Origin of the sequence: Olleya sp. UBA1516 (assembly GCF_002323495.1) — a bacterium.
GTDB lineage: Bacteria > Bacteroidota > Bacteroidia > Flavobacteriales > Flavobacteriaceae > Olleya.
Window position 1 is genome coordinate 123,482 of record NZ_DCQO01000016.1, and the last position, 11,716, is coordinate 135,197.

Annotated in this window: 10 protein-coding genes and 1 tRNA gene; 6 read left to right on the top strand and 5 right to left on the bottom strand. The window is 32.2% G+C overall.

Translation table 11 applies throughout. The features are described from left to right. Positions 1-7: 7 nt before the first annotated feature. The 4 genes from B2989_RS09605 to B2989_RS09620 all read right to left on the bottom strand — a co-directional run bounded on the left by B2989_RS09605 (position 8) and on the right by B2989_RS09620 (position 3,959). The gene (locus B2989_RS09605) at positions 8-1,261 is read right to left on the bottom strand and encodes a POTRA domain-containing protein (protein ID WP_292947882.1); all 1,254 of its coding nucleotides are present in this window, start codon (positions 1,259-1,261) and stop codon (positions 8-10) included. Then, positions 1,262-2,260 (bottom strand): glycoside hydrolase family 113, encoded by a 999-nt coding sequence (locus B2989_RS09610; RefSeq protein WP_292948099.1) that lies wholly within the window; start codon positions 2,258-2,260, stop codon positions 1,262-1,264. It abuts the gene before it with no gap. Between the two features lie 74 nt (positions 2,261-2,334). Further along, positions 2,335-3,198: a hypothetical protein gene (locus B2989_RS09615; protein ID WP_292947885.1), complete on the bottom strand. Its 864-nt coding sequence runs from the start codon at positions 3,196-3,198 to the stop codon at positions 2,335-2,337. A 41-nt stretch (positions 3,199-3,239) separates the two neighbouring features. Next, positions 3,240-3,959, bottom strand: coding sequence for a DUF547 domain-containing protein (locus B2989_RS09620; protein WP_292947888.1), 720 nt, complete (start codon positions 3,957-3,959; stop codon positions 3,240-3,242). A 198-nt stretch (positions 3,960-4,157) separates the two neighbouring features. Here B2989_RS09620 and B2989_RS09625 point away from each other — a divergent pair, with 198 nt between their 5' ends. The 6 genes from B2989_RS09625 (at position 4,158) to mptB (ending at position 11,607) form a co-directional block, all read left to right on the top strand. Next, entirely contained in the window at positions 4,158-5,462 is a 1,305-nt protein-coding gene (locus B2989_RS09625) for an NAD(P)/FAD-dependent oxidoreductase (RefSeq protein ID WP_292947891.1), read from the top strand. A 12-nt stretch (positions 5,463-5,474) separates the two neighbouring features. Then, positions 5,475-7,064 carry a 4Fe-4S binding protein gene (locus B2989_RS09630; RefSeq protein ID WP_292947894.1) on the top strand — a complete coding sequence of 530 codons (1,590 nt, stop codon included), beginning with the start codon at positions 5,475-5,477 and terminating at the stop codon, positions 7,062-7,064. A 1-nt stretch (position 7,065) separates the two neighbouring features. Beyond that, positions 7,066-7,902 carry a hypothetical protein gene (locus B2989_RS09635; protein WP_292947897.1) on the top strand — a complete coding sequence of 279 codons (837 nt, stop codon included), beginning with the start codon at positions 7,066-7,068 and terminating at the stop codon, positions 7,900-7,902. Next, a complete protein-coding gene (locus B2989_RS09640) occupies positions 7,899-8,591 on the top strand; it encodes a glycosyltransferase family 2 protein (protein WP_292947900.1) in 693 nt (230 codons plus the stop codon). The genes B2989_RS09635 and B2989_RS09640 overlap by 4 nt, the downstream gene beginning before the upstream one ends. Further along, the gene (locus B2989_RS09645; RefSeq protein WP_292947903.1) at positions 8,588-10,078 is read left to right on the top strand and encodes a cellulose synthase family protein; all 1,491 of its coding nucleotides are present in this window, start codon (positions 8,588-8,590) and stop codon (positions 10,076-10,078) included. Before B2989_RS09640 ends, B2989_RS09645 begins: the two co-directional genes overlap by 4 nt. A gap of 170 nt (positions 10,079-10,248) precedes the next feature. Continuing rightward, on the top strand, positions 10,249-11,607 hold the full coding sequence (gene mptB, locus B2989_RS09650; protein WP_292947906.1) for a polyprenol phosphomannose-dependent alpha 1,6 mannosyltransferase MptB: 1,359 nt from the start codon (positions 10,249-10,251) through the stop codon (positions 11,605-11,607). A 22-nt stretch (positions 11,608-11,629) separates the two neighbouring features. On the opposite strand, the gene B2989_RS09655 is transcribed toward mptB, so the two are convergent. Beyond that, positions 11,630-11,711: transfer RNA gene (locus B2989_RS09655), tRNA-Leu, on the bottom strand. Positions 11,712-11,716: the final 5 nt, after the last annotated feature.

Below are 11,716 nucleotides of genomic sequence, written 5' to 3' on the forward strand. Positions count from 1 at the left end.
ACTATTATTAAAAATACTGTCCTATACCAAAGACTAATCCTTGACCATCCTTTTCTGAAATTCCGTAACCATAATCTATTCTAAAAATAGCATTAAATATGGATTTGTGGATAAAACGCAAGCCTACACCTGGAAACACTCGTAAGTTATCAGCATCACCAAAATCACCTAAATCTCCACCAGGATTTCGCCAGCTTCCTGCATCTACAAACGCATTACCTTGCAGTGCAAACCAACCTTTTTCATATAGAGTATGTCTATATTCCGTATTTAAAACGACTGCTCCTGTACCTCTATCAATGGTATTACCAACACCTCTAATATTTAAATTATTATCTACTGAAAATGGTGCAAAAGGCGTATCGTCATTACTTGACAATCCTAATCTAACACGTGATGCCCAATTCCCTCTTTGCCCTACTCTTTTGTAATAATTAAAATCATTCCATCCAATTAAAAATTCAGGTAAATCATCACTAGTAGACGTTACATATTGTACATTTAATTGACTTTTAAAACCCGAAACGTATTGATAATTGTAATCTAGATTATTGTATTCGTAGATTGCTTTATACAATAATTTATTAACACTTAATGCTTGAGGAACATCAGGACTTGTTGCACCTGACTGATATTCATATTCTTCTAAAAAAGAATTAATACCAAACTCAAAACGGTTATTAAAGTTAGGCTGATACAATCCTAAAACTTCAAAAGATTTGTTTCTGTACCTATAGTCTGAAGTTGTATTATCAGAAAAAACAGGTTCTAAGGTTTGTAAATCTTGATGATTAATTGCCAAACCAAACTGACGACTAAACAAATAAGGTGCTCTAAAATTTATACCATATGAACTAAATATGTCTTTTTGATAAAATCCACCAAAAATCATATTTTGCCCTAAAAGGTTAAACTCATACACTCCAAGTCTGTAAGCAAACTCGCCATCATTTGAGGTATATACATTAAAGGAAGGTATAATGGTAAAATTTTCTTCGATATTATAAAACACATTGTAATCTCCATTTTCTGAAGGAAATACTTGATAATACGCATGAGAAACAGATGGTAATCGTTTTAATAATTTAATATCTTCATCTAATTGGATACTATCTAAAACAGCACCAGGTTTAGCATTAGCTACTTTTTTAACGAAACTAGATTTTAGCTTTTTATTACCTTGTATTTTTAAATCAGTAATGTTTTGCGATTGTGCAATTGTAACTCCAAAAAAGGTTAAAACAAATAATAAATACTTCATCTAATTTACTTTATAGTGTTCTTTAATAAGGGTTTCCGCAGGTTTATTTTGTGGAGTAAATCTATTATTATCTACACCTCCAACTTTGTCATGATTTATAAACCATTTCCAAACAAAACCTCCAGCAAACCAGTCTTCTTTCCAGAAAGCTTCAAATAAAGCTTTGGTAGTATTAACCTGTGCTTCTAGATTTACTTTTTCTTCAATTCTATCTACTGTCCATGGTGCTTTAGCTGCATAATCTATGCTACGGTAACCAAACTCGGTAAACAAAATAGGTTTATTAAATTTTTCTGAAAAACTTCTAAGAGTTGTTTTATGCAAAACCCAACCTTTTAAACACTCTTCTACAGTAGGCGTTTTACTATCACTAACCGGAAAATAAGCATCAACACCTATATAATCTAACTGGTCCCAAAAGGGTGTTTTTTCAAACTCATTCCAATTAGCTGCGTAGGTTAATTTACCTTTATAAATAGCTCTGACCTTAGTAATTAAACTAATCCAATAGTCTGGTCGCTCTTCCACAAAATTCTCTAATTCTGTACCAATACAAAAAATTTCTGCTTTTGTATCTTGAGCCACTTGAGCAAAATCCAGAATATATTTAGTGTAAGTTTCTTCTAAGATTTTCCAATCCGCTTCGGTTTTCATTGTTATAAAACCAGTAAACTCGCCATGCCAAACCCAAAGTTGCGGTTTAAGCATGATTTTAATGTTGTCTTTTTTTAAGGCATTTACATACTGTTTGCCACCTATTTTAGTCTCACCAAACCATTGTCTTTCGGCTCCATAACTAACCTCAGGATGAGCTAAATCTTTAATAACACCAAAAGGCATAATGGCAGCATAATTAGCATTAACATTTAAAAGTGGATCTATATTTTGCTGAGTAATACTATCTCTGTGCGCCACAAAACTTACTCCGTTTATTTTTTTGTCTTGTGCTGTACAAGATTGAAGTAAAATTGCAATAAGTAAAAGCTGAATAAAGCGCATCATGTTTTTTTACTAAATATAAATAAATCCCGCTTTTCAGCAGGATATATTTACTTTTAAATTAATGTTACTTATTAAAATAATGCTCTTAAACCAATATTAAAAGATTGTCCTAAACCAGTATTACTACCTCTAACAAATTTAGAGTACAAGGTTTCAATATTTAACACATCACTAATTTGGTATTTTGCTCCTCCTCCAACTGCAGTAAAATCTTGTTCAAAATCATTACCTGTATCAATACGTTGTGAGTGTTGTACTAATCCTAAAACTGTAAATTTAGAACTCGGGAAATAACTTAAAAACAAACCTGGTGTTAAGCTTAAACTGTTATTAGCAAAGCTTTCTTCTTTTTTACCAAAGTGATATTCTGTATTAAGCTCAGTAAACAACTGCCATTTAGAGTTAAAATTATAATCATAAAAAAAACGATTTTGAAACGTAAACCCTTTTTGATCTAAAAATACTCCGTTTTCACTTTCGTTATCAACTAAAGGAATATGAAACGCGGTCTGGATAGTAAAATTACTAACACTTTTTATAGGATTAAATTTTACTGCAGGTGCAAAAGATGTAAAACCAGAACGTGCTGTATTTGATTCACCATCAAATTTAAACACATCTAAAGCATCACGATCTCCAATAACATTAGACCTAAACTCTAATAGTAAACCAACATTAAAACGGTTACTATCACTAATACCAGTAAACACATCTACAGTTGATGTAAAATAAGTTTCTCTAGCTTCAGTACCAGATGTAAACGTACTTTCTGTTTGTGTATAAAGGTTATTAAAAAACTTAATATCCCATTGTCCTTGACTTAATAATTTAGAAGGTGTGTAGGTTTGAATGTTACTTCCTGAAGTGTCATCATCTTGAGAAAAACCAGTTATTGAGGTTGTAATAGCTAATAGTAGTAAAGTTAGTTTTTTCATGCTTTTTTTGTTTTGCTTTCCGCGAAAGCGTTATATTTTTTTTATTGTTTGTTAAGTTTCCAGTTATAAGAAAAGTACTTTAACTTATAATTTTTAGGTATTGTATTAGTTCTGTATTTATTTATAAATTCAATTTCAGTCATACCGTTTTGTACAAAATCTTCATTGTACCATTTCATGATTTCAGAAGCTTCAACCGTTTTCTTTTTATCATTTACCTTCACAAAATAATCACCATTTAACGCTAATTTAGTTTGCTGCTCCAATTGTGCATCAAGTGTTTTTGGCAAATAAGCATTTGCAATTAAAGGCGGACAACCATTAGCACCACAAACAAGTACAAAATGTAATCTTGCATCTTTAAACTTGGCTCTCAACAATTCATTTTCAATGGTATTTAATGTTACCTTTTGTCCAGCTAAACTGTACGTTGTTTTATCAAAAAAACCAGCTTTATCCAATGGTGAAGCTATCGGATAATTATCAACAATCCCTTTAATAACAGACAAATTATAAGCATTAACCCAAAAAGCTTGATAGTTTTTAGCATCTGTTTCTTCTACAGTAATATGATCTGCAATAGTTAAAATTGTGTTTAAACTAGCTACGTTTTGTTTTACCGCTTTGTAATCTACTTTACCTTTAACCACGTAGGATTTTAAAAAGGCGTCTGTTTGTGTAAAAAAGTCGTTAAGGGTTTGCGCTTTCGCGGAAAATAATCCGCTGACAACAAGCACAATTATTAGGCTGTTTTTCATCATTATATTGGTTTTTAAATCTTTGTAACATTAAATAAGTCTTAACATTTAACAAAAACTTTCAAAAAAAAATAAAAAAAAATTGACGTCTCAATGTTTTTCAAAACCTTACAAACACTAGTAATTTAAACCCATTCTAAACTACAGAGTCAATTAAGTTTTTAACTTTAAAAACGACAGACTATCTAACAATCTCATTTTATGGAACACATCGTCATTATAGGAAACGGAATTTCTGGAGTTACTCTAGCAAGACACATCAGAAAATTATCGGATAAAAAAATTACTATCGTTTCTGCCGAAACAGATTACTTTTTTTCACGTACAGCCTTAATGTATGTGTACATGGGTCACATGAAGTTTGAACATACCCAACCTTACGAAAATTGGTTTTGGGAGAAAAACCGTATAGACTTAAAAAAAGGCTATGTCAATACTATAGATACTGACAACAAAACACTTCATTTTGCCGAAGGCGATACAATGACTTATGACAAATTGGTGATTGCTACAGGAAGTAAACCTAATAAATTTGGTTGGCCAGGACAAGACTTAAAAGGTGTTCAAGGCTTATACAGTAAACAAGATTTAGATAACATGCAACAAACTGCTCCAGATAACAAAACTTGTAAACATGCTGTAATTGTTGGTGGAGGATTAATTGGTATTGAAATGGCAGAAATGCTAAATTCCAGAGACATACCAGTCACTTTTTTAGTTAGAGAGACTAGTTTTTGGAATGGTGTTTTACCTGAAGGCGAAAGTCAGATGATTAACAGACACATAAAAAACCACCACATTGATTTAAGATTAAATACCAATTTAAAAGAAATTAAATCGGACGATAACGGAAACGTAAAATCCCTAATTATTGAAGAGACTGGAGAAGAAATAGCCTGTAACCTAGTTGGATTGACTGCAGGAGTATCTCCAAACATTTCGTTTTTAAAAGACTCTAAAATTGAAACCAAAAGAGGTGTACTAGTCAATCGTTATTTAGAAACTAACATCAAAAATGTGTATGCAATTGGAGATTGTGCTGAGCAACAAGAAGCAATTGGTAACAGACGTCCTATTGAAGCAGTTTGGTACACAGGACGAATGATGGGAGAAACTTTAGCACAAACCATTTGTGGAAACAAACTACAATACAAACCAGGACATTGGTTTAATAGTGCAAAATTTTTAGATATCGAATACCAAACTTACGGTTGGGTTTTTGGAGAGCGAGGACGTCCTGAGCACGAAAAACATTTCCATTGGAAACATCAAGACGACACCAAATGCATAACAGTAGCTTACAACAAAGACACTAAAGCATTTTTAGGCATTAATACTTTTGGTATCCGAATGCGACACGAAACTTTTGATACTTGGTTAACAGAAGAACGTGATATAGATTACGTAATAAACAACTTAAAAGAGGCCAATTTTGATCCAGAATTTTACAAACATTTTGAACAGGATATCCTAAAAGCATACAACAAACAATTACAAACAGTATAACAGCATTCCAATATGAGTAACAAACTAAATCACAGTATGTCATTAGCATCACCAGATGCGTTTCATATATCAACAAAACAAAAATTTGCTTTAGGTATTGGTCTTGTTGGACTATTAATTTTAGCATTAGCATTATTTAACGTCAGTCTACCAAATACAGCATTATTTTTAACGCTAGCATTAGGACTGATTACAGTTGGTGTTATTATATATTCTAGGGAAGCTTATTTAACTAAATTAGAAGGTATAAAAAATGACGGAGTATGGTATAAATCCATTTCATCCAGAGGGTTTTGGGGTTGGGCTTTAGGTATCATACTAACCAGTTTTTATATTGTATTATACTTTTTTCCTGAATACTTGGGCTTAGGTAAAGATGGTGCTGCAAACACTGGTTTAATTGGATTATTCGACCCTTTAAGCAATTTATTAAGTGGTAGAAATGCTAGTCAATGGTTTGTTTATGGGACATTATATACCATTGCCATTTTAGCATTTGGTTACAAATACATTTTAAAATATAGACATAATCGCTATCAGCAAATCCGAACCGTTTCTGTTATGTTTTTTCAGTTAGGTTTTGCTTTTTTAATCCCAGAATTCATGTATGTCATGAATAATGATTTACCATATTATGACCTTAAAAGCATTTGGCCATTAAATTATTACATTTTTGATGAGTGGTCCGTAAAAGGCTTTTTATCTAATGGTAATTTAGGACTAGCTTTAATCATTTTTGGGATAGCTTCAACCTTTATCATTACTCCTATTTTAACATACAAATACGGAAAACGCTGGTATTGCTCATGGGTTTGTGGTTGTGGTGGTCTAGCCGAAACTGCAGGAGATAGTTTTAGACATTTATCTTCAAAAAAACTATCCGCTTGGAAGCTAGAGCGATGGTTAATACATACCGTTTTAGTATTTTCTGTAGTGATGACAACAGCTATGGTGTATAGCTATTTAGGCAAAGACAGCAATAATTTTTGGTTAACACGTGATGTTTTTATCATTTCTGTAATAACATTTTTAACCATCATATTTGCAGGTGTCATGTATTTTAGAGGCAAAGAGCTTGGTAAAGATGCTAAAGCTGGTGCAATTGGTTATGCTGCTGTAATTGCTCTATTATTAATTATGCACTTTACATCTACAACCGATCACTTATTTTTTGTCAAAGGTAGTGCGTTAAGATCTACCTATGGAATCTACATAGGGTCAATATTTTCAGGAGTTATCGGAACAGGTTTTTACCCAATTTTAGGTAGCAGATCTTGGTGTAGATTTGGATGTCCTATGGCAGCTATATTAGGATTTCAACAACGTTTATTTTCAAAATTCAGAATCACAACCAATGGTGGACAATGCATCTCATGTGGTAATTGCTCAAACAGTTGCGAAATGGGAATTGATGTACGTGCCTATGCTCAAAAAGGAGAAAACATAGTACGTTCAAGTTGTGTTGGATGTGGTGTTTGTAGCGCTGTTTGCCCAAGAGGTGTGTTAAAATTAGAAAACGATACTATGGATGGACGTATCAATCCAACAGAAGTATTATTAGGTAATGATGTTGACTTAATGAACTTTGTAAACAAAAAATAAAATGAAAACCTTTGTCCTATATTGCTTTATTGTTTTGGGTTATAACGCTTACGCGGAAAAAACTTACGTAAGGACGTATTACGATAACGGTAACCTATTGTCTAAAGGTTGGACTAGCGATAATAACAAAATAGATTTTTGGATTTATTACTACCCAAACGGAAGCATTAAGCAAAAAGGAAACTATAGTAACAACCTTAAAACAAGTTATTGGATAGAGTATCATGACAATAAAACTATCAAAGCTAAAGGCAATTATAATAAAGACTTAAAAGAAAAGTATTGGACTTACTATCACAATAACAACACCTTACACAAAGCTGGCAATTATCTTCATGGTAAAACCAGTGGTTACTGGAAAACATATTATAAAAACACCTATTTAAAAAGTCAAGGTCTTTATATAAATGGAGTTAAAAATGGCTACTGGAAAACCTATTATGACAATTCAAAAACTAAAAGCGAAGGACATTATTTAAACAATTTAAAAAATAAATTCTGGAAATTCTATCATAGCAACTCAGTAATTTCTAAATTTGGAAGCTTTAACCAAAACCTAAAAGTTGGCTACTGGCAATATTTCCGCGAAAGCGGTAAAAAAGAAAAGGAAGGCCATTATCTAACTGATAAAAAGGTAAAATGGTGGCTATTTTATGATCACAACGAAAAAATTAATCATAAATGTCAACTTAAAGACAATCAAAAAAATGGATATTGTCTTATGTATAAAAACGAAGCGTTAATATCTGCAGTAAAATTTAAAGCAGGACAAAAAATAAAAGAATGGACCGATTTAAAGTCCTTTAAAAAAGAAAATAAATTAAGCGACCTTAAATGACCAAAATAAAAGTCATCATTCCTGCCTACAATGAGCAAGATTCTATTGCACATGTTATTAAAGACATACCATCTATTGTAGACGAGGTGATTGTAGTTAGCAACAACTCGACAGACTTAACAGAAACCAACGCTAAAAATGCAGGAGCAACTGTTTTACAAGAAAACAATAAAGGCTACGGTTATGCTTGCTTAAAAGGTATGGATTATATCGCTAAACAAGATAGCAAACCTGATATTGTGGTGTTTTTAGATGGAGATTATAGTGACTATCCGGAAGAATTAACCAAAATTGTAGCGCCAATTATAGATCAAAATATGGACTTTGTTATTGGTGCACGTGTCAAAAAATTAAGAGAAGAAGGCAGTATGATGCCACAACAAGTGTTTGGTAATTGGTTAGCAACAACCTTAATGTCACTTTTTTTTGGTGCTAAATTTTCTGACTTAGGACCATTCAGAGCTATTAAATATGATAAGCTTCTGGCTTTAAACATGGTAGACAAAACCTATGGCTGGACGGTAGAAATGCAACTAAAAGTATTAAAGCAAAAACTAAGCTATATAGAAGTCCCTGTAAACTACAGAAATAGAATTGGTGTCTCAAAAGTTTCAGGAACAATAAAAGGTAGTATATTTGCAGGCGTTAAAATACTAACGTGGATTTTCAAATACAGTTTTAAAAAGTGATTCTCGAAACCATTACCATTATTATTTATAGCATTGCGCTAGTACTTATTTTCATGTATGCTTTGGCACAATTAAACCTACTGTTTAATTACTTAGCAGCAAAAAAGAAAGAAGAAAACGGACCAAAATTTAACTTTAATAATTCGGAAGAAATTCCGTTTGTAACTATTCAACTTCCTGTTTTTAACGAGTTGTATGTTATGGATCGTCTATTGGACAACATAGCCTTAATGGATTATCCAAAAGACAAATTAGAAATCCAAGTTTTAGACGACTCTACGGATGAGACCGTTGCTACAACCAAAGCTCACGTTGACCAACTTAAAGCAAAAGGGTTAGATATTACACATATTACCAGAACCAACAGACAAGGTTTTAAAGCAGGTGCTTTAAAAGAAGGTTTAGAAATAGCAAAAGGAGAGTATGTTGCTATTTTTGATGCCGATTTTTTACCAGAACCAAATTGGCTTAAAAAAACAATTCCGTTTTTTAAAGACCCAGAAATTGGTGTGGTACAGACACGTTGGGGACACATTAACAGAGATTATTCTACATTAACAAAAATACAAGCATTTGCTTTAGACGCACACTTCACTTTGGAGCAAGTTGGACGTAGTAGCAAAGGTCATTTTATTAACTTTAATGGTACAGCTGGTGTATGGCGTAAAACCTGCATACTTGATGCTGGAAACTGGGAAGGCGATACCTTAACAGAAGATTTAGATTTAAGTTACAGAGCGCAACTTAAAAACTGGAAATTTAAGTATTTAGAAGACGTTGAAACTCCAGCAGAGCTTCCTGTGGTAATTAGCGCAGCAAGATCACAACAGTTTAGATGGAATAAAGGTGGTGCCGAAAACTTCCAAAAAATGTTTGGACGTGTGGTAAAAAGTAAAAACATTACAGCAAAAACTAAACTTCACGGATTATTACACTTACTAAACAGTACTATGTTTTTAAACGTATTAATTGTTGGTATATTAAGTATCCCAATGTTGTACATTAAAAACGAATACGCACACCTGAGACCATACTTTTACGTCATGAGCTTTTTTGTAGTTAGTACAATCATATTTTTTGTGTGTTATTGGGTTATGTACAAGCAAAGTCATGGTAACACATTTAAAGACTTTTTAAAATACATTGCACTATTTTTTACGTTTTTCTCAATAGCTATGGGCTTTTCACTACACAATTCTATTGCAGTATTAGAAGGTCACGTTGGTAAACGTAGTGAGTTTGTACGCACACCAAAATTTAATATCAGTACACTTAAAGATAGTTGGAAAGGCAATAAATATTTACGTAAAAATATATCCATTAATGTGATTTTTGAAGGTGCATTAATGCTATACTTTGCATTTGGTATGTACAGTGCTTTTGTGGTTGGAGATAAAGGTGGAGACTTCGGTTTATTTCCATTTCACTTAATGTTAACCGTAGGATTTGGATTTGTGTTTTTTAAATCCCTAACCTCTAAAGCATAGTATTTTGGGCGTTACCACAAGGGTCGCGTCTTCCATTATATCTTTTCTGCGACGCAGTTTTATATTATTTTAAAATTGTTTTATAACACAAACTCTTTGTAAACAACTAAGATTTGTTGTAAACTATCGCAAAAAAGGATGCCATTTCAACCGCTAACGCAGGACGCATCATGCTTAATACATTGTTTTTAAAAACTAACAAACTAACACTACTACTAATACTAGCTAGCTTTTGTTTGTATGGTGTATTTGCTTATGATCTAGCTAGAACAGACCACACCAATCTAATATCCATATATATTGTATTATTTGGATTATTTCTTAAAATACTAAATAATAACAAAAACAACTTTAAGCTTTTAGTTGCAATAGCAATCATTAGCAGATTAATCTTTTTAATAGCAATCCCAAATTTATCACAAGATTTTTACCGTTTTATTTGGGATGGACGCATGATATTACAAGGTTTTAATCCTTACTTACATACACCTGCAAGTTTTATAACATCAGGAAACTATCCTATTGATCAAGCACAACAATTAGTAACAGGTATGCAAGCGCTTAACGCTAGCCACTACTCCAACTATCCTCCAATAAATCAATTACTATTTACGCTAGCTAATTTATTCTCTACTTCAAGCATTCTGGGATCAGTAATAGGATTAAGACTTATAATAATAGCAGCAGATATCGGAACACTTTATTTTGGAGCTAAACTTTTAAAAAGATTAAATCTATCTACAAATAAAATATTTTGGTACATCTTAAACCCTTTTATAATAATAGAGTTAACAGGAAATTTACACTTTGAAGGTGTCATGATATTCTTTTTAATTCTCAGTTTATACTTATTACATAAAAACAAATGGCAATGGGCTGCTGTCGTCTTTGCGCTGTCTATTTCAACAAAACTAGTCCCTCTTCTATTTTTACCGTTATTTGTAAAATGGTTTAGAGTTAAAGACAAGCATTCCAAAATTAATTTCAAAAAACTAATTTGCTTCTATTTAATAATTGGCGTCTCTACATTAGTATTATTTACACCCTTTTTTTCAATGGAATTTGTAAACAACTACTCCAAAACTGTAGGTTTATGGTTTGGAGATTTCGAGTTTAATGCAAGTATATATTACATCGCTCGAGAGGTTGGTTATTTAATTACTGGATACAATCAAATAGCAATAATTGGTAAAATATTACCTATAATAATTTTCATCTCCATTTGGTACTTAGCATTATCTAGACAAAACCAAAACTTTATAACCTTGGTAAAAAGTATGCTTATTGCTTTTACGGTATACTTATTACTAAGTACAACCGTACACCCTTGGTACATCGCATCTATTTTATTGCTTTCCATATTTACAAACTACAAATATCCATTATTTTGGAGTTTTATAATCATAATAAGTTATTTAGCATATGCCAATGCAGATAACTCAGAAAATTTATGGATTATAGGTTTTGAATATCTTGTGGTTTTCACAGCACTATTGTGGGACGTATTAAAACAAAAAAAGCTTCTCTAAAAAGAGAAGCTTTTTTACTTTGTACAGGCGGAGAGACTCGAACTCTCACACCTCGCGGCACTAGATCCTAAGTCTAGCGTGTCTACCAATTCCACCACGCCTGCAACTT

Bases quoted from the DNA above. Each gene is read 5' to 3' on its own strand.
- B2989_RS09640 (WP_292947900.1), top strand. From the start codon at position 7,899: ATGACCAAAATAAAAGTCATCATTCCTGCCTACAATGAGCAAGATTCT.
- B2989_RS09605 (WP_292947882.1), bottom strand. From the start codon at position 1,261: ATGAAGTATTTATTATTTGTTTTAACCTTTTTTGGAGTTACAATTGCA.
- B2989_RS09620 (WP_292947888.1), bottom strand. From the start codon at position 3,959: ATGATGAAAAACAGCCTAATAATTGTGCTTGTTGTCAGCGGATTATTT.
- mptB (WP_292947906.1), top strand. From the start codon at position 10,249: ATGCTTAATACATTGTTTTTAAAAACTAACAAACTAACACTACTACTA.
- B2989_RS09610 (WP_292948099.1), bottom strand. From the start codon at position 2,260: ATGCGCTTTATTCAGCTTTTACTTATTGCAATTTTACTTCAATCTTGT.
- B2989_RS09630 (WP_292947894.1), top strand. From the start codon at position 5,475: ATGAGTAACAAACTAAATCACAGTATGTCATTAGCATCACCAGATGCG.
- B2989_RS09635 (WP_292947897.1), top strand. From the start codon at position 7,066: ATGAAAACCTTTGTCCTATATTGCTTTATTGTTTTGGGTTATAACGCT.
- B2989_RS09625 (WP_292947891.1), top strand. From the start codon at position 4,158: ATGGAACACATCGTCATTATAGGAAACGGAATTTCTGGAGTTACTCTA.
- B2989_RS09615 (WP_292947885.1), bottom strand. From the start codon at position 3,198: ATGAAAAAACTAACTTTACTACTATTAGCTATTACAACCTCAATAACT.